This is a genomic window from Photobacterium aphoticum, from assembly GCF_001029435.1.
Taxonomy (GTDB): Bacteria; Pseudomonadota; Gammaproteobacteria; order Enterobacterales; family Vibrionaceae; genus Photobacterium; species Photobacterium aphoticum.
This window is the reverse complement of record NZ_LDOV01000022.1, coordinates 103,999-125,838: the sequence shown is the minus strand read 5'-3', so window position 1 is coordinate 125,838 and position 21,840 is coordinate 103,999. Positions and strand designations below refer to the sequence as shown.

The 21,840-nt window shown below is 45.2% G+C and carries 20 protein-coding genes; 12 read left to right on the top strand and 8 right to left on the bottom strand.

Annotation, left to right across the window (positions count from 1 at the left end):
- The first annotated feature begins 85 nt into the window (after positions 1–85).
- The 5 genes from rsmF (at position 86) to ABT58_RS12490 (ending at position 4,924) form a co-directional block, all read left to right on the top strand.
- Positions 86–1,516 carry a 16S rRNA (cytosine(1407)-C(5))-methyltransferase RsmF gene (gene rsmF / locus ABT58_RS12510; protein WP_047874842.1) on the top strand — a complete coding sequence of 477 codons (1,431 nt, stop codon included), beginning with the start codon at positions 86–88 and terminating at the stop codon, positions 1,514–1,516.
- A gap of 538 nt (positions 1,517–2,054) precedes the next feature.
- Positions 2,055–2,642 (top strand): FMN-dependent NADH-azoreductase, encoded by a 588-nt coding sequence (locus ABT58_RS12505; RefSeq protein ID WP_047874738.1) that lies wholly within the window; start codon positions 2,055–2,057, stop codon positions 2,640–2,642.
- 236 nt (positions 2,643–2,878) lie between these two features.
- Positions 2,879–3,349: a hypothetical protein gene (locus ABT58_RS12500; protein WP_047874737.1), complete on the top strand. Its 471-nt coding sequence runs from the start codon at positions 2,879–2,881 to the stop codon at positions 3,347–3,349.
- Between the two features lie 192 nt (positions 3,350–3,541).
- Entirely contained in the window at positions 3,542–4,132 is a 591-nt protein-coding gene (locus tag ABT58_RS12495) for a hypothetical protein (RefSeq protein WP_053063075.1), read from the top strand.
- Between the two features lie 264 nt (positions 4,133–4,396).
- The gene (locus tag ABT58_RS12490; protein ID WP_146147187.1) at positions 4,397–4,924 is read left to right on the top strand and encodes a hypothetical protein; all 528 of its coding nucleotides are present in this window, start codon (positions 4,397–4,399) and stop codon (positions 4,922–4,924) included.
- A gap of 99 nt (positions 4,925–5,023) precedes the next feature.
- Here ABT58_RS12490 and ABT58_RS12485 read toward each other — a convergent pair whose 3' ends face one another.
- Positions 5,024–6,598 carry a BCCT family transporter gene (locus ABT58_RS12485; protein ID WP_047874840.1) on the bottom strand — a complete coding sequence of 525 codons (1,575 nt, stop codon included), beginning with the start codon at positions 6,596–6,598 and terminating at the stop codon, positions 5,024–5,026.
- A gap of 450 nt (positions 6,599–7,048) precedes the next feature.
- Here ABT58_RS12485 and ABT58_RS12480 point away from each other — a divergent pair, with 450 nt between their 5' ends.
- Complete coding sequence (locus tag ABT58_RS12480; RefSeq protein ID WP_146147186.1) at positions 7,049–7,408, top strand: DUF7674 family protein; 360 nt, start codon at positions 7,049–7,051, stop codon at positions 7,406–7,408.
- A gap of 14 nt (positions 7,409–7,422) precedes the next feature.
- Here ABT58_RS12480 and ABT58_RS12475 read toward each other — a convergent pair whose 3' ends face one another.
- The gene (locus tag ABT58_RS12475; protein WP_047874734.1) at positions 7,423–8,502 is read right to left on the bottom strand and encodes a hypothetical protein; all 1,080 of its coding nucleotides are present in this window, start codon (positions 8,500–8,502) and stop codon (positions 7,423–7,425) included.
- A gap of 463 nt (positions 8,503–8,965) precedes the next feature.
- On the opposite strand from ABT58_RS12475, the gene ABT58_RS12470 reads away from it, so the two are divergent.
- Positions 8,966–9,529 (top strand): alpha/beta fold hydrolase, encoded by a 564-nt coding sequence (locus tag ABT58_RS12470; protein ID WP_082211089.1) that lies wholly within the window; start codon positions 8,966–8,968, stop codon positions 9,527–9,529.
- A 282-nt stretch (positions 9,530–9,811) separates the two neighbouring features.
- Here ABT58_RS12470 and ABT58_RS12465 read toward each other — a convergent pair whose 3' ends face one another.
- A complete protein-coding gene (locus ABT58_RS12465; RefSeq protein WP_047874733.1) occupies positions 9,812–11,662 on the bottom strand; it encodes a hypothetical protein in 1,851 nt (616 codons plus the stop codon).
- Positions 11,663–12,255: 593 nt separating this feature from the next.
- On the opposite strand from ABT58_RS12465, the gene ABT58_RS12460 reads away from it, so the two are divergent.
- Positions 12,256–13,320, top strand: coding sequence for a DUF4261 domain-containing protein (locus ABT58_RS12460; RefSeq protein ID WP_053063074.1), 1,065 nt, complete (start codon positions 12,256–12,258; stop codon positions 13,318–13,320).
- Positions 13,321–13,395: 75 nt separating this feature from the next.
- On the opposite strand, the gene ABT58_RS12455 is transcribed toward ABT58_RS12460, so the two are convergent.
- Positions 13,396–14,352, bottom strand: a complete 957-nt coding sequence (locus ABT58_RS12455; RefSeq protein ID WP_047874732.1) for a Gfo/Idh/MocA family protein — start codon at positions 14,350–14,352, stop codon at positions 13,396–13,398.
- A 266-nt stretch (positions 14,353–14,618) separates the two neighbouring features.
- Here ABT58_RS12455 and ABT58_RS12450 point away from each other — a divergent pair, with 266 nt between their 5' ends.
- Positions 14,619–15,248, top strand: a complete 630-nt coding sequence (locus tag ABT58_RS12450) for a phosphatase PAP2 family protein (protein ID WP_308428533.1) — start codon at positions 14,619–14,621, stop codon at positions 15,246–15,248.
- Between the two features lie 156 nt (positions 15,249–15,404).
- Here ABT58_RS12450 and ABT58_RS12445 read toward each other — a convergent pair whose 3' ends face one another.
- Positions 15,405–15,767 carry a helix-turn-helix domain-containing protein gene (locus tag ABT58_RS12445; protein WP_047874730.1) on the bottom strand — a complete coding sequence of 121 codons (363 nt, stop codon included), beginning with the start codon at positions 15,765–15,767 and terminating at the stop codon, positions 15,405–15,407.
- A gap of 756 nt (positions 15,768–16,523) precedes the next feature.
- Between ABT58_RS12445 and ABT58_RS12435 the strand changes: the two genes are divergently transcribed.
- Complete coding sequence (locus ABT58_RS12435; protein WP_047874728.1) at positions 16,524–16,988, top strand: DUF411 domain-containing protein; 465 nt, start codon at positions 16,524–16,526, stop codon at positions 16,986–16,988.
- A 116-nt stretch (positions 16,989–17,104) separates the two neighbouring features.
- Here the strand turns inward: ABT58_RS12435 and ABT58_RS12430 are convergent, their stop codons facing one another.
- Positions 17,105–18,067 carry a hypothetical protein gene (locus tag ABT58_RS12430; protein WP_047874727.1) on the bottom strand — a complete coding sequence of 321 codons (963 nt, stop codon included), beginning with the start codon at positions 18,065–18,067 and terminating at the stop codon, positions 17,105–17,107.
- Positions 18,068–18,187: 120 nt separating this feature from the next.
- On the opposite strand from ABT58_RS12430, the gene ABT58_RS12425 reads away from it, so the two are divergent.
- Both ABT58_RS12425 and ABT58_RS12420 read left to right on the top strand, forming a co-directional pair.
- Positions 18,188–18,886, top strand: coding sequence for a DUF2786 domain-containing protein (locus ABT58_RS12425; RefSeq protein WP_047874726.1), 699 nt, complete (start codon positions 18,188–18,190; stop codon positions 18,884–18,886).
- A gap of 226 nt (positions 18,887–19,112) precedes the next feature.
- The gene (locus ABT58_RS12420; protein ID WP_047874725.1) at positions 19,113–20,417 is read left to right on the top strand and encodes an inosine/guanosine kinase; all 1,305 of its coding nucleotides are present in this window, start codon (positions 19,113–19,115) and stop codon (positions 20,415–20,417) included.
- A 77-nt stretch (positions 20,418–20,494) separates the two neighbouring features.
- On the opposite strand, the gene ABT58_RS12415 is transcribed toward ABT58_RS12420, so the two are convergent.
- On the bottom strand, positions 20,495–21,151 hold the full coding sequence (locus ABT58_RS12415) for a DUF805 domain-containing protein (protein ID WP_047874724.1): 657 nt from the start codon (positions 21,149–21,151) through the stop codon (positions 20,495–20,497).
- A 57-nt stretch (positions 21,152–21,208) separates the two neighbouring features.
- Positions 21,209–21,823 (bottom strand): DUF805 domain-containing protein, encoded by a 615-nt coding sequence (locus ABT58_RS12410; protein ID WP_146147184.1) that lies wholly within the window; start codon positions 21,821–21,823, stop codon positions 21,209–21,211.
- Positions 21,824–21,840 lie beyond the last annotated feature (17 nt).

Below are 21,840 nucleotides of genomic sequence, written 5' to 3'. Positions count from 1 at the left end.
AAGGAGCGCACTGCGCTCCTTTCTTTTTACGTCCTGAATGACAAATGATAAACTCTGCCCACTGCTAGATAATCGAGACATTCCCTTGCATCCAAATATTCATATCCCTGACGCTTTTATCGAACAAATTCGCCAAATCATTCCGGCTCATCTGGATCTGGACGAGTTCCTTGCGATTTGTAAGACTCCACTGCGTCGTAGTATCCGCGTTAATACTCTAAAAATCAGTGTTGACGATTTTCTAGCGCGCGTAGCAGACAAAGACTGGACACTGACCCCTGTGCCTTGGTGTGACACCGGCTTTTGGATTGAGCGTGAAGACGAAGACAGCGTATCGCTAGGCAATACCGCCGAGCACATGGCAGGCTTGTTCTACATTCAAGAAGCCAGCTCAATGATGCCCGTCACCGCCCTGCTTAAAGACAATGATGCACTGGATTGCGTGCTGGACATGGCTTCTGCGCCCGGTTCAAAAACCACGCAAATTGCCTGTGCCATGCAAAACCGTGGCGCACTGGTGGCCAACGAATTAGCAGCAAGCCGTATTAAGGTTCTGCATGCCAACCTGCAACGTTGCGGCGTTTACAATGCGGCCCTGACTCACTTCGACGGTTGTGTCTTTGGTGGCTGGGCACCTGAAGCGTTTGATTCTATCCTGCTGGATGCGCCATGTTCCGGTGAAGGCGCGATCCGTAAAGATGAAGATGCGATGGAAAACTGGAGCTTAGCTTCTGTCGAAGACATCGCCAGTGTACAGCGCGATTTGATCATCAGTGGCTTCCAGGCACTGAAACCAGGCGGCGTGATGGTCTACTCCACCTGTACCCTGAACCTGAGTGAAAACCAGAAAGTGTGTCAGCATTTGAAAGACACCTTCGGTGATGCCGTGGCGTTTGAATCACTGGCGGATCTGTTTGACGGTGCCGAGAAAGCCCTGACAGAAGAAGGCTTCCTGCACGTTTACCCACAAATTTACGACAGTGAAGGTTTCTTCGTTGCTCGTATTCGCAAGTTGGCTGCGGTTGAAACGCCTGCCGTGAAAAAGCGCAAAGGTAAGTTCCCGTTCTCTCCGGCTTCGGATAAAGAAAGTCAAGACATCGCCAAACACTTTAGCGCCGATTTGGATATGCACATTCCTGAAGGCAGCGATCTATGGTTACGTGACAAAGAAGTGTGGTTATTCCCATCGCAGCTACGTAACTTGATCGACGAAATCCGTTTCCAGCGTATCGGCATCAAACTGGCTGAGCAGCATAAAAAAGGCTACCGTTGGCAACACGAAGCCATCATGACGCTGGCTAAAGGCAATGAGAGCACCGCCATTGCATTCACCTCTGAACAAGCAAAAGAATGGTTCATGGGCCGTGATATTCGCCCTGAAAACCTCTCTGGCCAAGGTGAAGTGATCGTGACATATCGCGACTACCCAATCGGCTTGGGTAAATGGGTGGGTAACCGTATTAAAAACGGCCTGCCACGTGAATTAGTGCGCGACACGAACCTTTTCGACATTTAATCCAGCACCTCTGTTTGGATCCCCTCTTGCGTTAACCTTGTGCCCCACCCATTCACTCTTATGAATACGGTGGGTCACAAGCCAGAACAAGTAACTGCCATATAATTGCACGCCTGCTGGTATTTTTTTGTTAAGTATCAGAGTTGAATAACATTCTCTTTGCTAAAACTGGCAAAAGATACTGCGTGAACTACCATTGATAGTGTAATTGATCTCCATTTACTAACCAGTTAGCGCAAGGCTCTCACGAGCCATTCCCCTAAGCCCGAAACAGGAGTCGTTTCGGGCTATTTTTTGCCCTTTTATCCCCTTCTAAATTTTCAGTCATTCATGGTTGGTTTCTAGACCAAAGCAATAAGATTACATTAATAACTTTATTAATCCCCTATTTATCATGATATTAAGCCTGATTTCTCTTGTTCGATTTATTTGAACAAGTCGCCCAACTTTTTCCGCTATCTTGATGTTCAGACTGGTCGTATAGTTTGTACATACCCTAAATACACAACGTATAAGACAAAATTTAAGGAAACAAATCATGGCAAACGTACTGGTTCTTAAATCAAGCATCCTTGGCGACTACTCTCAATCTAACGGCCTGATTGACCATCTGGTGAACTCGCTGGATACCACCTCTGTGATTGAACGTGACCTTGCGTCTACGCCAATTCCTGTACTTGATGGTGAAATTGCCGGCGGTTTACGTGGTGGGGACAACCTGACTCAGAAACAACAAGACGCACTGACCTTGTCGAACCAACTGATCGATGAAATCCAAGCCAGCGATACCCTGGTGATCGGCGCGCCAATGTATAATTTCTCTATCCCTACACAGCTGAAAAACTGGTTCGATTTCATTGCCCGTGCAGGCGTGACATTCAGCTACACGGAAAATGGCCCTGTCGGCATGCTCACCGGTAAAAAAGTGATTGTCGTGACCACTCGTGGCGGTATGCACAAAGATGGCGCGACAGATACCATGGTGCCTTACCTGAAAACCATTCTGGGTTTTGTCGGCATGACAGATGTGCAGTTTGTGTATGCAGAAGCCCTGAACATGGGTGAAGAAATGGCAAGCAAAGGGTTGGAAAACGCTAAAGCTGATATCGCTGAACTGGCGAAATAACCCGTCTCTTCATCGTTTGTTTCTGCGCGTTAAAGCGCCACCGTTAACGCAAACAGCCTCAGTAAACCAACGGCAACCTTAATGTGAGCGATTCACGCGAGATTGCCGGTTGTATGACTGAGGCTTTTTTCCATTCTCGATCCCACTTTTCACTCTCCATTGAGCATTTTCTGAATAATCGTGGTTATCTCGCCTCTTAATAGAAAATCAATAACATCAGTCAATGGAAGTGAGACATGTATTCAATCAATCCTTTTAGTGATGCGGACAGAACAGCCATTTGGGAAATGCTTGTCACCCGAGATATCAGAGCCTACTGCGAAGCGGATTGGCAGCAAGTCGAAAATGATTTTATCGCCGACGAATTCTTTGCTGTTAATGCGGGCAAGCACCCTGATCCGGCACAATGGAACCTCGCTTTTTCTACCCTCGCCCATTACCGCGATGAATGGGTAAAGCAAGCCCGTATCGCCGCAGACACCGAGTACGCTGAGCCATTAGAAGCGGCAGTCCATGCTGCCACCAAGCTGGAAAGTATTGAGATTGAAAATGGTCGTGCGATTGCGCGCAAACAGTTCAACGGTGAAATCAAACGGGCTGACGGCCACGTTGATACACTACTGTGGCAGACGCTGTATTACCTAAAACACACGTCTGACGGTTGGAAGATCTGCGGCTTTACTGGTTACCTGCCTTACACCGACTAGCCCATCATCACACCGGCTTTACAGCATACGATCAAGCGCGTCATGGCTGCGCGCTTATCTCTGCTTTACCGCATCAACGCGACGCTCTCCATGCATCTCGCTACTGAGACACTCCCATCTATACTCTAATAGTCATATTTTATGACCCGAGAATGACCTCACAGGTCTTTTCAACCAATTGGAGTGAAAACCATGGTTACTCCCAAAAGAACAGGTAGCCCCAGAAAAATCTCACACTACCTTGCTATTGCTGTTTCATGCAGCGCATTATCCTTCGGTGCCATCGCTGACGATGAAGCCAAAGACGCCCCAACAGCCGAAGAGTTACTGACTGATCAGATCGGCCGGGCCCGCTCTGCAGCCCCCGAATCTATCAGCCATGAAGCCACGATCATTGTGGACGGCAAGGTGGTGGCAAAAGGCACAAACGGTTGGACCTGCATGCCAGATACCTTCCCGGGTGACGGCATGCCGATGTGTAATGATGCCGTATGGATGGAAATGCTCTCCGCAATGATGAAAAAAGAGGATTTCAAAGCGACCAAAATCGGCATTTCCTACATGCTGCAAGGGGATCGCGGTGCGGGTGTCAGTAACAGCGACCCTTTCCATCCCGAGCCGAAAAAAGCCAAAGACTATGTGGAAACCGGCCCGCACTTAATGATCATCGTTCCCAAAGAGATGCTGGCAGGTATCACGGATGACCCCAGTACCGGCGGCCCTTATGTCATGTGGAAAGACACCCCATACGTACACATTATGGTGCCCGTTGCGGATAAATAACGATCCATCTATGTGATGACTCACAAACATGAACCCCACTGTTACCCAGTCGGGTTCATGTCACTCTACCCATAGCATTTATTGATAATTCACAAAACAACATAATTAAACGAGTAATTTGAATGCATGGCAATTAAATATACTTATTCACTAACAAAGTCTCTTTCATTTCATGATATGTATCCAGTAATTTCCAACCCCCAATTTCAAAATTATTCGATTTACCAATAATACCTACCAACAAATACACTTGGGAGTTTACTTATGAAATTAGCAATAATTACAGGATTGTTATCAATAGCTTTTTCTACCACATCAATCGCGCAATCAGACATATTTACTGATGAAACACTCAAAACTTCATTAAAAATAACAGAGCGTTTAATGACAGATGATGAATTAAACACTCTCTCTTCACTCAGTGGAAAAAGCAAAACATCCGTCAAACAAATCATATTGACGATTCAAGAAACCTGTATGAAAGACATCTTCCTTGGAAAGAAAATCACTGATGCACTTGCCGCTGAATTAGAGCAGTGCGTAAATGATAAAACACTGGACAGCTTCGACATCACACAAGACACCCTTGAAAAATGGGGACAACAACTCGATAACACTGAAGAAAAAGAACTTAATGCTATTTATGAAGAAATGGACAAGCTGATGAATAAAGAAGATTTAACCGCTAATGAAGAAAAACGATTGGAAGCGTTAAGCCAACAGATGCAAACATTGATATATGAGGAATCTGAAAACTTTAATGAACTGTTGAAGGATATTGGTGGTCAGTAAACAGTCTCTTTGGGAACGAACTCAAAAATACAAAAATCAAAGAAAGAGTGTGGTAACACTACTGGCTATCCACACTCTTTACGTCTCTTTAATACGCTATCAGTACGATGATGAATTTAATACTTCTTTTGCTGACCATGCCTGCGCAGGTGATGTACTCTGCGACGTCTTTGATTGCATACGCAGTACTGCCAACGGCCCTGTAACTAACGTTGCTGCAATCAATAGCGACACCGGCACTGCCGTAATTACAATAAATGATTGCAAGGCATTCAGGCCACCGTCACCGGCCACCAGCAACACAGCGGCTATGACGCCCATCGCCACAGCCCAGAAAAGACGCTGTGATTTCGTTGGCTGGTTATCGCCAGAAACCACCATGGCAATGGAGTACGCCATCGAATCCCCCGTGGTGACCACGAACGTTGTGGTCAATACCAAGAACGCAGGGATCAGTACTTCTTTAAACGGTAATTGCGCCAGTGATGCTAACAACACCGCAGGCAAACCCGACTCAGACAACGGTCCAGAGATCGCACCGGCAGTTTGCAATTCAAAAAAGATCCCGGTTCCGCCTAATACAGTAAACCAGAAATTTGTCACGATAGGTGCTGCGATGGCAACGGTAATCACCAACTCACGAATACTGCGCCCTTCTGAGATACGAGCAATAAAGATCGCCATCATCGGTGCGAAGCCAATGAACCAGCCCCAGAAGAACCACGTCCACCACTGATTCCACGCCGGCGCGTCCGTGTTCACACTCATTTCAGGTAAGTGCTGCAAATACGCCCCAAACGCCAGGCCAAAGTGCTCAAAGATAAAGGCTGTTGGACCAAAGATCAGTAGCACCATCAACAAAGCAAAAGCGCCAATGATATTAAAGCGGCTTAACCATTGCAGGCCCTTATCCATACCGGTGAAGGCAGATAAAGAGTAAATCGCCACCACAAACGCCAAAATGCCTAACTGTGTGCTGGTGGTGTTTTCTAACCCTGCAACCACTTCTAAGCTATAGCCCAGCTGTGAAGCCAAGAAACCAATCGGCCCAATCGTACCTGCTGCAACAGCAATGATGGCGCAGGCATCAATCACAGCCCCCAGCCAGTGCTGTTCCAATTTGTTACCCACCAATGGATAGAGCAATGCACGCGGACGTAACTTTACCCCTCCTTGGTGATGGGCATACATCAACACAATGGTGGCCAAGGTGCCAAGCGCCGCCCAAGCCAGAAAGCCCCAATGCATAAAACTTTGGCTAAGTGCTGGTACCACAGCTTCAGCGGTTTGGGGATCGACGCCCTCTACGCTTGGCGGAAGTGTCATAAAGTGATAAATCGGCTCAGCCGCTGACCAAAACACCCCGCCTCCGGCCAACAGTGTACACATAATCATTGCCAGCCAGCGGAATGTACCGATGCTCGGTGTAGATTGTGCACCAAGGCGTTGCTTGCCCCAACGACTACCCGCGATCAATAACGCGATAAGAAGGTTCAATACCATCAGCCATTGCCAAAAAGGGCCGAAAGTATCGGTAGACGCGGCGAATAAGGTATCGATGACCTGCCGCATGTGCGACATATCAAAGAGGGAGAACAGAAGGAATAGACTTAGAAAGCCAATCGTTAGAGTTGAAACGGTTTTATCAGCACCTTTCGGCGTTTTAGTCAGCATAATCATCTCACGGTCTGTGTGAGGGGCGGCACCTTAACAGCTCCAACAACAGGTTTCCAGTGAAATATTGCTTATTTTCTTTATGGTTAGTGATTTTCCGCTGCCTATGTGAGCGATTTTTAGTTTGATAAGAGGGAGTTACGGGATGTGTTCACAAACCGAAGAATTTCGACACAATCCTTCGTACACAAATGAAGTTGATATCAATATACTAATGTCAAAGTACTCGTATCAGAGTGCTAGTCTCAAGGTGTTATGCCCCCGCTCTTCCTATTACATGCCCATTTACGCGTAACCTCTACCGACATCACACCCAAATCACAAAAACGCAGTCGATTGCATATACTCGGCGTCGTATACTTTAACTACGCCATCACAAACACATTCATACAAGAAAATCGAAGAGTTATGACCATATTCCGACAGAAAGGACACATCACGATACTCAGTATGTACAAGGAGTTTAATGATCAATTTCCTGATGTCAGCAATAAAGCGAATCATATCCACATGGCATACTGGGGTGAAATCAATGATGATGCGTATTCTTGGTTTGCCAGTTTAGCAACGGCTTTAAATAAAGAGATGATACGTCAGCCCCCGAATAAGACACATGAAGCGATCTTTGAATTCTTCAGACAACACTATCTTATGGGCGATGCTCAAACGAAAAACTGTATTGATGTGTCCTTAGTCGAGAACCTGTTTTGGCAAGTCCCACAAAATAAAATAGAGCCCTATTGGACTCTATTTCCTGGAAAATTAAAATGTCTGTACGAAGCCTTTCATGGCTCTCCGCCTCGGACTTAGAACCATACAACTTCTTACAGTGAATACTTATCTTTCACATCACCAATAGTCTGAATATTCAGCCCCTTCGCATATTCATTGCGCTTTAGCCACATATTGTATTTTTTCAGTGCAGCACTGGGTTGCTGGCTATCACAATCCGATAATGGGAGGCTCCATGCTTCAAACGTCGGATCAACAACGTCCTGTTGGCGCTCAAAACGCATCATAAAATTATAAAGTAACACCCCTAACCGACGCCCACTGATCGCCCACCAAAGACGCTTCTTTTGGGTAAAGATGGTCATCGGTTGCTTGCTGGTGATGCAATAATCCTCCATCACACGCTGCATCGTCATTTTAGGTGGATGATCGGCCAACTCACTGTCTTCTCTCACCCCATCCTCCATAAAGGAACGAATCGCCTCCCATTCCATTACCGCGCTCTCTTTATCCAACGCCGGGATCGTCTGGCATACCCACTGCGAACCCACCATCGACTCGCGGGTTCCGCCAATGACCAGTACCGATTTAGCAGGTGCGGCTGTTGTTAGTCTTGCATTTTTATCTTCCACCCAGGCAAACATGGCTTCCCACGGCTGATAAGTCACTACCACCTTCTGCAGCTCCTCATCCCACTGACACATCGCAACCTCGCGGCGCTGCCGATGAAAACGAAAAGCGGTCGAACGTTTGGCAAGCTTCATTTCACGGATGATGGAGGAAAGACAAATCATCAGCATAAAAATGAGCGGTAGAAACATCATTAGCATACTCATGATAAAACCGGCATATTCCGTTTTAAGAACCACATCAACGCCATATATATCTCTAACGACATGCTCTTTTATTTGTGGCGTAAAGTCGCCAACAAAAGCATAAATCAACAAGGATAATATCAAGCCAAATGCCAGATAAGCGCTTAACGTTAAACCCAGTGATACATTGGCGACACGGCCACCGACATCTATATAGGTATAGTTACGCTTCAGGATAGAACGCGCCGAGTGTGCTTTCTTGAAATTTGTCGCGATCGGTAAAGGACTCAATATTAATTTTTTGACACCGTTACCTTTAACTTTCTGGCCAGCAAAATACGATAAAGCCTGATTCATTATTCTCATCCATTGATGGCTGTCATCCATGCCGAATGTGCCTTCAGGCACTATCATTTCTGATACAGCGTTAATACATGACGATTATGTGTTCAAACAAGCTATAACACAGCACCATCAAACGAAAACATTGCCCTCTTTGAATCGGCTTCTCAGTTATTTTGCGCACCATGTAACAATTCATGCAAAGCAATAAATAACAGCGTTCGCCTTACGAATTCCTTAACCGCATAAGATGAGAAATAATAATAAAAGCCACAAATAAAATTCATAACCCTGTCATTTACAACCTATCCCCATGAAATAAAAAGAATTGACGAAAAATACGTGCCAGCATTGAGATACATCTCAGTTACACCAATTCATGACCAACACACCAATAACATATAGTCACAAGGTATTCACTTGATTTATTTCAAGGCTAAAATTAAATTTCCTCCTGAATGAAAACAAAGGACTGATTATGACTTTTTCTGTTATTGGGCACGGCACTCCCATTATTTTATTACCTGGATTATTTGCTGGAAGTTGGATTTGGGATGAGGTGAAATCGGATTTAATCTCACAAGGCTATAAAGTCTATACCTTGGATGAGGCAATCCCTATTTCAATGAAGGGCTCGATTGATTTTGCGGTATTAAAGTTAGAAGAAATTATCAATCTCTGTGACGAGAAGCCGCTGATTGCCGGTAACTCTATGGGAGGATTGATCGCATTAGAATATGCCAGACAGAATCAAGAAAAAATTCGTGGTGTCATTGTTAGTGGATCTCCGGGCCTGACAGAGCTTGAAACCGGTGTGACATTCTCTGATTTGCGCAGTGGTGATGTTGATAAAGCCTATCTGCTGGCTGAACGTGTCTTTTATGATAAGGCCTTAATTCCTGAACACGGCGTCGCAGAGATCGCCCAGCTCTTTGGTGATAAACGTGCCTTCTTAAACATTGCTAAATGGCTAGGTTTCAGTCGTGAATACGATGTGCAGCACAGCCTAAACGCTCTGGCACTCGATGTACAACTCATCTGAGGCTCTCACGATGAGATCACCCCGATTACCCCATGGACAAGATTAGCAAAACAGTACCCTCACCTCTCAATGGATATCGTTGAGCAATGTGGTCATAGCCCGATGCTTGAAAAACCGACCGCGTTTTCACAAGCGATTGTGCATTATGCCACTTCACTCCTCGAAGAGAGCGTGGAATGTGTGTAAGTCATCGCTGAAAAAATACTGATACTGCCATTAAAAAGCCCGAGCACACATGGTGTACTCGGGCTTAATCAATAGATTGCCACTATAGTTAACCCATTAGAAAATGGCGTTAAACTGTACGTATGGCCCCCACATCACATCAAAACGATTGTACTTAAAGTAAATTTCATCGTCAGATGCGTCAGTCAAAAAGTTGTCCATCGTATATTCTAGCCGTGCACGCAAACCCGTTTGCAGTGAGAAACCTAAACCAGACGCTTCTCGCCAACGACGCTGATAAATATAACCAATATCGACACCGCCACTGACTACAAAGCCTGTTTTACCCGCAATACCACCTGTTTCACCATTACGCGCTCTTTCTTCTGCTTCAGCAGACATACTGTGCTTCACCACGCCAAAACCAAGATTTGGGCGCAAGAAGATACGATCATAATCTGTTTCGTAACGGGCACCATAAGCGGCTTCATCACTTCCCATCACAAACATAAGGCGGGCTTGTTCGTAATCTTCATCAAACGTTGACCCAATCACATGATCGCTGTCTTGGTTACGCGTGAACCCCACAGCACTTGGCATGGCATAGGTTGAATAACTTAGCCCTAAGTACATGCCGCCTTCACTCATCACTAACGTTTCAACATTCAGATACTCGGTTGAAAAGGCTTTAGAGACTTCACACCCGGCTTCCAAGCATAAACTCTCTCGTTCTGCTTTATAGGTCGCCAGCCCTTGTGTTTTTGTCCAATCAATCTTCAGACGTAATGTATCTGCCCCTTCAAAGAAACCATTAAAGTCCACCAAGCCAGTCAGCATATCGACCGCTTCTGATGTACCGTCAGGCCCTTTTTCTTTGGCTTGATTTGTCAGATACTTCAACGAAACTTGGGTATCGCTATAACGCGCCTGGAAATAGACAGAGTGAAGGAAACTTGGATCAATCTCGTAGTCAGTTTCAACATCATCACCGACAGATTGACTCGCATCCCACATGTTATAGGTCAATCCATAACCGGCCATGAAATCCAATTGTGACTGTGACTCATTGTCATTCGTATACTGGTCTTCCCCTTGCAGTAACTCTGGATCAACCAAATAAGTTTTCAGACTTTCATCACGGCTAGCGGTTGGGTCTTCTGCTGTCACTGCATATTGTGCGCCATAAACAAACACCTCAGGATCAAACCCAAAGTTACCGGCTTCACTGTTCGTCAATACATGACGACGCGGTTGCTGACCTGCAAACGAATACAGCGTCAACCCTTTATTAAAGGGGTTAATGTATTCATACATAGCAACCACACCCGCATTACGGTTAACCGGATACGTCGCAATCACATCGCGACGATCAGAGCGGTTATGCAAACGCGTAGGTAACACGTGCCATGCTGCGTTGTCTTGTCGGTCCAAGTTATACAGGTTGGCATAATGCAGCTGCTGTTTGTCCGCATTCACAAACGTAATGGCAACGGTACCGGCTAGGTTATTGTTGATCTGACCAAAATCAGACGCCATAGGCAGTGTAATTTGACGTTTGCTGTCCGCGGTATAAATGTCCAATGTATCTTCATTCAGACACAGTAGCTCACCGTTATAGCTAAACCCGGTTGCCTGAGCACTTTCACACAAACTGCTTTTACTACGAACATGAATATTTCGACCTGTAACAAAGAAATAATCATTACGTATACTGCTTTCATCATTAGCTTGTTTAACAAGCGCAAAAACACGATTTTTATAACGCGATACTGTTAACAATTCAGCATCCGGATTGAAACCATGTCGATAACCACCGATCTTCAGTACTTGGCTACAATCTTCTTCGCAGCTTTCAAAACGCTTATCAAGCGATACGCTTGGCGCACCGGCAGCATTACGCATCGCTTTTTCGGTAACAGCATGTGTTGCTGGCGACGTCAGTTCATACGCACTCGTTGCACAGCTCATTAAACCTAACAATGCGCAAAGCAATTGAGGATGTTTCATTTTGTGTAAAGTTCCAATTTTAACGTACATCATTTTCGCTTCTGTTCTTTCCTAAACGAAGCAAAGCAGGCTCTCCCAATGACGTTAACCGTCTTGAGATTAATAATAATGGGTTGATGTGTATTTCAGATAGGTGATAACACTTAACAGCTGGCTTTTATATTCCCTATATGCACCAAGATGAAAGTCATTAATTTATTTCCACTATTTTATTTTTTCACTTTTATGAATGCTATTAAAACCCTATCACTGATGACCATTAGGTGATAAAACACCCAGCACGAAACAAAAACCATCAAAACCTGTAAAATCAATCCATTAAGGTATTATTTAACACCAATATTTGTCGTAATTTTGACACATCCCTCAAACCAAGCCAGAAAAGGTAGTATACCTAAATAGCATTATCACTATTCACTTAACCCGTTAATGGTAACGACAACCTTTACTCAATAAAAATACTCTTCGTGCTTACTATGTGCTCCCGCATCTCATTTCCTTATCGATAATTATCTTTTTCCTGCAATCATCTTTGGTTACAAAAAGGATTTTGAATGCTATTTGATTTCAACCCTTTCATCATTGCCTCCCGTTCCGACGACAGTGATACTGTCCCTCTCAGCCTTCTTGTTTCTTCAGTGTGGGTTTTTGCGAGGCATAATATGGGTCTTCTTTCTCGTTTTTTTGGTTACACACATACGTCTTCTGAAAACGTCTTGGTCGCTAATCCCCTCATCAATACGCCGTTAAGTTTACAAGTACTCTTTAGCGATACGTTCGATATTGATGACTCAGACTTTATTAAAGCTTTTCGTGCTTATCATTCTTCATTGGCTAAAGCGTCATTTGAAACAGATGAAAGGCTCATCCAACAAAGTAGTTTAATCGGGTTACTGGGATGGGGAGAGCATGTCATTCAGATTGTGGGGTGTGATTATTCCATGCCCGCTGAAAACGTCGAAAGTTGTATCACAACCGCCCACTATGGACCGGCCTTAAAAGACGCCGCCCGTCTCAATCAAAGTCATGTTCTTCTTTATTACCGTGGATATGAGATCAACCCACTTAAGCAGTATGCAGCCTTGGCGTTAGTGGCTGGCTTTTTCACCTATTTTGGGGCGATTGTTATTACCAACGAAAATGCTTATACCTCCTTTCCGGCTCCTGAGCTTTCTCTCCATACTCGAGGGCAGCAGACAGATGGCAATATGATTGTTCAGCTAGAAACCTTGCCTTTGTTATTACTCTATTGCGGGTTCGTCGAATATGATGTGGCCGGTAATAATGGTGTATGCATTCGCACCTATGGCGCAGCACAGCTTGGGCTTCCTGATCTCGCCACATGGGTCCGTGACCACAGTACGAGTCAACAGATTTTTGATATGTTCAGTATGATTTTTGTCTATCTGCTGGCATCGGGGGCAACATTATCTGAAGGACACACCATGCAGGTCGGTGATGAGCGATTTATCAAACTGCGTTGCGCAGCACCTCATGAATATTACTTGGACAGTGATACCCCACTGTTTGTTACAGAGTGGATTGACGCTTCTGCCGTCAACCCAAACGATGCGCCTCCCTCGATCTTGCCCTCAATGGCAAACACAATCGCAAAATAAGCACCTTATTACGGGCGGTTGAATGACCGCCCTTATTACCTTCGCCCGACTTTTACGTCTTTATTCAATCCGTATTTAGCCTTTCAATGCCCTATTCAGCACATGTTCGGCCAATAAATGGGTATGCAAGTTTCTATCGGTATAATATTGCGCTTGCTGCCCAGTGGATACCACCTCTAGCCAATGTGCTGCCATCGCATGAAACCCTTTTGACGCCAGCATAGGCGTCCAATCCGGCAATTTTACTCGTTGTTCTTGATTCGCCTGCCAACACACACCCTCTGTCATCGAATCAAAACGGTAACTTCGATTGTGATATTGCGCTGAAACCGTTTCACTCGTTATGCCATGCAGGCGATTCATGGATGCCTGAAATAATCCATTGCGCTGTTGCCATTGCACATCCAAGCGAGTCATACGTGGCAAGCCACTTGCCTTTTCATGCGTGTTTTCAAACTGTACGTTAACTTGCACATCTTCCGGCTTCACATTGGCATACACATTGATGCTATCGAGCGGATGAATAAAATCGTCAAAAACAAAGGTACGCGCTTCCCCCGGCAAAGCATGACGATGTTTTTCCCAACGTAATCCACGCAGTGCTTCACTCATGTCATCGGTATCGCCTCGCATACCGGTCAAATGTGTCTGATAAAGCGGAATATAACGGCGGTTAAACCCCATAAAAATCGGCAACTGCTTACTGGCGGCGAGTTCATGCAAGCGCTCACAGTCGGCATAATTGTCAGCCAGAGGCTTATCAACGAATATCGGTAGCCCAAGCTGTAAAAAGAACTGTGCGATCTCGATATGTACCTGTGTGGCCGCATGTATCATGACTGCATCTAACCGCGCGTTAGCCAATTCACGATAATCGGTGTAACACTCAGTAATACGGTATTGTGCCGCTAATTGCGCTAGCTGCTGCGGTTGACGTGTACAAAACACCCACTCGACACCATTCATTTGAGTAAGCACAGGAAGATGCGCTTTCACCGCAATATCCCCTAATCCAATTAACGCAATTCTCATCCTATCTATCCCTTTTCTCATTGTGCTTTGCATCACAAAGACATCAATCACAGCCAAAATCGTACACAACTCACACAGAAATGCGTATTAAGCATTAAATACTGAGTGATATGACATTTATTTTACGTTCATCCCGCTAGACTTTGCTAAGATTTCCTCCCTTTTTCCGATGCAATACCGTTATGACTTTACGTTCATTTTTTGCTAAAAAAATTCCGGGGCTCATTGCTCTGCTACTGTTCGGCACACTCCTATCCGGCGTGCTTATGTTTTACTCGCAAGCCAATCTGGCCGCACCAGCTTCAGACGTTGCGGGGCAATTTTTTTCAGCGTTAACTTTCTCGGCCGGTAAACCGGGTTTTCTGATCACGGTCAGCGTGCTGATGGCTATTCCATTACTATTAAAAGTACCGCGTCAACAATTTCTGAAACTCGGCGTACAATTCGCCATTTTGCTGGTGTTAAGCTTTGCTGCCAAAAGTGGCTTAAAGCATCTTACGGAAGTGCCTCGCCCATATACCTACGAGCTAGAAGCTCTGGGCATTGTATCGTCACCGGAAGATTTCTATCAGTTGGATGAAAAAGGGAAAGATCATGCGGTGATGGAAGCGCGTCAACATGTCAGTGAATGGCGTATCCAGCATTGGTTAGGTGAAACCAACTATTCACTGCCTTCTGGCCATACCATCTTTGTGGCGGTATGTGTGGTGTTCTGGGGGGGCTTCTTCTTACGCCGTCGACACTATGTGCCTGCAGCTGCGTTGATTGTGTGGGCAACCGGTGTGGGCGTCAGTCGCATTTGGCTGGGCATGCATTGGCCAACAGACTTATTGGCATCGGTAGGATGTGCGGCGCTGCTTTATCTCTGTGTGCCAGAGTGGCAGTCTGAATCGTAACAAAATACGTTATCTCATCGTTCTGCTTATAAGCATAAATTGCAGACATAAAAAAGCCCTCGTGAATGAGGGCTTCTTTATATGCGACGCTTTATCGCGGTTCGTTCTTTTTGAACGCTCTAACGTTAACTGAACGGCTTTATTCGTCATTGCTGCTTAGGCGTTTGCCATGTCGACGCTGTGAACATACTCAACCACGATCTGGTTGCCACTGTAACGCACGTTTTTAATATCGCCATCCACAATATAGGTATTGGTCAATGTCACCTGATTCGGCAACGCCGCCCCAACCTGATTACGCAATGATGGCAAGGTCAACACCGGATCGACTCCGATATAACCACAGAACTGCGTCACGAAACGATGTTCTAGCGGCACGCTGCCTCGCAAGATATCAGAAAAAACAAGCTGGCTGACACCCAGTTTCTTTGCCATCTCAATTTGCGTAACGCGCATCTTTGCTTTGTAACTCATCCATGTGTCATGTAGTACCTGACGGTCCTGTTCTGTGTATTGCATCCCCAAAAATCCTAAAAAGCTATAATTTTCTAATTGTAGTAATTAAAACGTACCTGACCGGATAATTTGTCAGGGAAAAGTCAGTCTTTGCTGCTTTGAAAGCCACGTCACACAAGGCTTCATGGCTTTTCAGAGGTATGTAGGAGGATTCCTGATGTGGGTTCAAAGGCTTGTCATTTTTTGACCTATCGCAATTTTCTTACAATCTTCTGTTTGTGATTTTGCTGATTTACTCGATATAATCGCGAAATATGGTTTGGATGTGTGGTTTGAGTATGCGATTACAGCAATTCATCACAAAATGTGTGATTGCCCTGATGCTGATTTTGTCAGCGTCTTTTGGCATCACTGCATCTGCTTCCCAGCCACATAACATACCTGCCGATATGCGCAGCCATTGCACGAAGAGCATGCCAACATCACCAGAATGTTGTACCTCAATGCTCATGCAAGATAGCACTCAACACGGCGCTAAAAGCCAGCACACCAGCGGCTCGCACAGTAATGACAACTGCTGCGATGATATGCAATGCCAATCTCATAATCTGCATTTTGCAATTTTGGCCGATGCAATCGCCTACCACCCCTTATCCTTGTCACACGGGTTTGCTGAACCTGTTGAAAAACAACTCACGAATACCGAGTTTATTTTTCGTCCTCCTGTCACCTGTTAAATCTTGATTCATCCTTGATGCACAAGGCGCTGACTGGCGCAGGCATCACAACAACTATTCAACGATTTAACAGGTACATATTATGAAAAAGACATTCAACACCACGATTGCTAAAACACTGACGGCGGCTGCCCTGCTAACCATGACCACATCTGCATTTGCCGCAAAGTACACAGGGACTAACTACCTGTCACCTTACTGCGGTTGTTGTAAAGAGTGGGTTAAACACATGGAAGAGAACGACATTAAGTTGGACATGGTGTTTGAAGAGAACCTGACGCCAGTGAAAATCAAACTGGGTGTACGTCCAGAGTATGCATCGTGTCACACCGCTGAGATCAATGGTTACACCTTTGAAGGCCATATTCCTGCCAACGAGATTGTTCGCTTTTTGGAATCTCAGCCAAAGCGTATGAAAGGCCTGGCGGTAGGTGGTATGCCAATGGGTTCACCGGGTATGGAATACAACGATCAAAAAGACCCATACAACGTATTGGCGTTTGATGAGAACGGTAAAACCATGGTGTGGTCGCGCGAAAACCAGTAATCGCATCCACCACTTTCTACATATACATAAGCAACAAACAGAAAAGGCGCACACTGCGCCTTTTCTTTTATCTTCTGATCGTCGAACTGAATGCCGACCTCACCACGGGTTGAAACTTATAACTTAGCAAACCATGCTTGGTTGGGATCGTGCTCCTTCGCCCATTGCATATCTAATTCGCGCTGTTCCAGATAAATCTGCATGGCATTGAAATAGGTAAAGGCGGTGAATTCAGAATCCTGACCAAAATGCGCAAAGAACGCATCTTCTTGATCAGCCAATTGTTGCAAGGTCGTCACCCCGTGTTTGAACAGCCACTGTGTCGCCACAGCAGGCATCACGGTGCGATGTAAGATAAACTCACGGATATCAGCCAGCGGAACATCAATGCCGGAAGACGGGGTTGTCATCGGCATCGACAATGCTTGCTCTTCCGCTAATAATGCGCGCAAACTGGCAATGCTTGCCATACGCTCTTGTGCAGAATAACCATACGTGGTTTTCGCAAAGCGAATGGCATAGGCCAATTTCTCACGCCCCACCACTTCAATCACTTCTTCCAAGTAAGGTTGCGGAATGGCATAAGCTTTTGCGAGCTGCTCAACCGCATGCTGCAAGCTGGTATACGTGACGCCATCAAACTGTACATGAAAGGCGCTACTGAAAGATGCCATCGGCTGGCCATCTATCGCCAGCGGCCACCCGGCATAATTAACCCGTCCTTTGGCGATTTCATACATGGCCCAAGCACTTTCTTTGAACCCTTCCAGTGCCTTACCTTCAAATTCGCAGTCTTCGAGCTCTTCTTTGGTCCAGTTGATCCCGATCTGTAAATGCTTTTCGTACTTACGGTGTAACTGCTCTTTGACCTTATCGCGCAGAATGTCTAACCCACTCACTTTAATGGATTTACACAGCGAAAAACATTCCTGGCAACACGGCACTAAAATCGGCAGTGTCTGCTGATCATAGTTCGGTGACGCCATGAAGGAGTGAGATTCATAATACGGTTCACCACAAAACCAACAGGTATGTCGGTATTCAAATGGCACATCAATTACTTGGTAAGACAATGTCATAACATGCTTTTTATCAATGAAACACGTGTCTTATTATGCGACATCACCCTCGCAAAGGGAATTGTGCTACAGGGATGATCACGTTAAAATATTCGCCCTTTTCAACCATGGTGTGACCGAATGTCTGAACAAAAGCGAAAGGCGCTGAAGAAAATTGCAAAATGCCTCGAGCTAGGTAACTCGGCGAATGTCAATGAAGCCGCTCAAGCTATAAAGATGGCCCACCGTTTGATGCTGAAATATGGTCTTGAAAAAGACGATATCGAATTCATTCAAATGGGCAAAACGAAAACAGCCACCTTACTGCCAACTGACATCAGCCCTCAGATATTGAAGATCATTCGTGGGATCAATCGCCGCTTTGGCGTTGAATGTGTACTGACGAACCATAAAGGTCTCAAACAAGCTGAGTTTATCGGCATGGCTGAACGCGCCATTTTTGCTGCCTTCGCCTTTGATGTCGTTTACCGTGAGATGAACCAGCAGACCGGCCAGTTCCGCAACAGCTTCCAAGGCACAGGCACAAGTACGTCGGAAATTACCCGTCGCGTGTCTTCTTTCTTAGCCGGTTGGCTGGAAGGCGCGTTGGAAAAACTGCCCGTACTGACCACTGATGATGATCATGACCAGCGCATGACAAACTTCATCGATAAAGAGTTTAAGAACCTCGACCGTGAGACGTTCAAGCAGCAATTGCAAGAAGCCATGAAAGCATTGACCGATGACTACGAGAAAGGCATGAAGAAAGGCCGTTCTATTTCTGTCAGTCGTCCGGTGGGTGGCAGTCGCGCTCACGAACCCAAGCTTCTCTCCTCTTAATGCTTTGCCATTGACTCCCACATGCCTAAAAAACAGTCGCCCTGTCGGCTGTTTTTTTGTATGCCAGATAAACAGTTAGTCGATATCGTCACAGCGACGGTAAACTTCTCGTGCAAAAAAACAGCATTTAATGCAATCACGTCATCTTATCGTCATGAAGTGGGATGTAAATCGCATTTCTGTGATACAATGAATCAAAATTCCCTTTAACCGATAGCCTTCAGACATGAAATTCCCTGGTCAGCGTAAATCCAAGCATTACTTCCCAGTCAATGCCCGCGATCCATTAGTTGCTCAAATCCAGCAAGAAAATCCGCTATCTCGTACCCACTTGGTTGGTGTTGGTCAAACCATCGTTGATATCGAAGCACGTATTGATGATGAGTTTCTGGCTCGCCATAACTTAAGTAAAGGTCACTCATTAGTCCTTGCGGAAGATAAAGCCGAATTACTCTACCAAGAGCTGAAAGAACGTAATCTGATCAGCCATGAATACCCTGGTGATACCATTGGTAACACGCTGCACAACTACTCTGTGCTGGCAGATGACAAATCCATCCTGTTGGGTGTGATGAGTCAAGATCTAAAAATCGGTTCTTACGCTTACCGCTACTTGTGCAACACATCAAGCCGTATGGATCTTGATTACTTGCAACCTGTGGATGGCCCTATCGGTCGTTGCTACACCCTGATCACCGAAGACGGTGAGCGCACCTTCGCCATTAACGAAGGTGAAATGAATCAGCTTAAGCCTGAATTCGTGCCAGAATGCGCATTTGAAAATGCGTCTGCCCTTGTCCTTTCCTCTTACCTTGTTCGTGGCAAACCTGGCGATCCGATGAAGGATTCAGCACTGAAAGCCATTGAATTTGCGAAAAAGCATAACGTACCGGTTGTACTGACACTGGGTACAAAGTATGTGATTGAAGGCAAACAAGAGTGGTGGATTGAGTTCCTGAAAGAGCACGTTACCTGTGTAGCGATGAACGAGGAAGAAGCCGAAGCACTGACTGGCGAAAAAGATCCATTGGTTGCCGCTGATAAAGCCCTAGAGTGGGTTGATCTTGTACTATGTACTGCTGGCCCTGTTGGCCTGTACATGGCGGGTTACACTGAAGACGAGCTGAAGCGCGAATCTACCCTACCACTACTACCTGGTCGTATTCCTGAATTCAACAAATACGAATTCAGCCGTCCAATGATGAAAGCAACGTGTGAAAACCCAATTCGCGTTTACTCTCATATCGCCCCTTACCTAGGTGGCCCGGTAGAAATCAAAAACACTAACGGTGCTGGTGATGCCGCATTGTCTGCACTATTGCATGATATGTCTGCCAACCGTTACCACAAAGCGAACGTGCCAAACTCGGCAAAACACGCAGGTGACTTCTTGTCATACTCTTCATTCTCTCAAATTTGTCAGTACTCTAACCGTGTGAGTTACGAAGTATTGACGCAGCATGCCCCTCGCCTATCGCGTGGCCTGCCTGAGCGCGAAGATTGCCTCGAAGAAGCTTACTGGGAGCGTTAATCGTTCAGCTGTTCGCGACATACAAAAAAAGCCCGGTTGGGCTTTTTTTGTGTCCGATGAATCTGTTTTGCAATGCATCAAGCATTAAAGTGTTCTGAAGTTTGCTTATCAATAGAATCCATCTTTGTATGATTACCAGAATCTGTATCACCGCCTCCAGTATTTCGACGCGCAAAGTTTTCTGGTGAACAAAGTAAATAGAAACCAAGAATTAAACCGGCAAGGCTAAATTCATATTCAATTGCGCGACTGATGGTAAGATCGATCATTGTCACGACAATCACTGCCAATAGGTAATACCATCCTTTATGGCCGATATTTTTCCAACGGGCGACATTCACCCCAATGCCCAACCATAAGCCTAATAAACCAGCGACAACAAGCATACCCATTGATGACATTGAATCCTCAACATTCGTCATGCCTTCAATAACACCAAAAATAATCGCAATGAAAATCAGTATAGAGAGAAGACTGATGCCGATATAGTGACGTCGCTTCATCGCATTGGTTTTAAAAAACAGGATATTGTACAAACTCAATGGAATTCGATCAGTTTGCGAGCCTACGACAAATGCGTCCACGGCATCAGCGGGGGATTGCGCGCGTATTTCATAACAGACGATGACGAAACCTTGTTGTTGAAGCTGCTCGATTTCGCGCTCACAGTCTAGCTTAGACAAATCTATTGCAAGCCTAACGTTATCTCTTTCTAATACTTTGTATGAATTCATCCCTGTTTACCTTTCATGTTTACGGCTGTAACGGCGCAATATTAATCTTGATAATACTTATGCATAAAATGCATACTCATCATTGCCTTCACTGCTATAGCCCGATGGCTTAACAAAATTTGGGGGGGCTATCATCAAATACAATGAAAACAATATCGTAACGCCAAAAGTGCCTTTCGCTGTTAAAAGCATAAAGCCTATTATCATCAGTACTATCATTGTATAAATATAGGCCGTTCCGCTATGACCAATATTTCTCCACCTAGCAACAGACATCGCGAGAGAGAACCAAAATGAAAGAAAGAATATTAACGCCATTGAAATTAAGATCGGGGTATTTTGACTATTGCCATAAAACCCAACAATACTATTGAACAAAATCTTTAAAATTAACCCACATGTCCCACCGATGAGAGAACTCAATCCAATGTAATGCAAACGACTTAAAGAGTTCGTACTAAAGAAAAGCAAATTATATAGCGTGAATGGTACTGATTCCCGCTTCTTATTCGGTGTTGGTTTAGTCTCCCCTATCTCAGAGTGATACCGATTAAGTGCATCATGTTCAGATTCAGCCTCTACATTTTCGTCAAATATTTCAAAGCCTTGCTGACGTAACCTCTCAACCTCTTCCTGATAATTCTCTTTCGACTTATCAACAGCAAATTTCATGCTGCCTCTATTCAAAA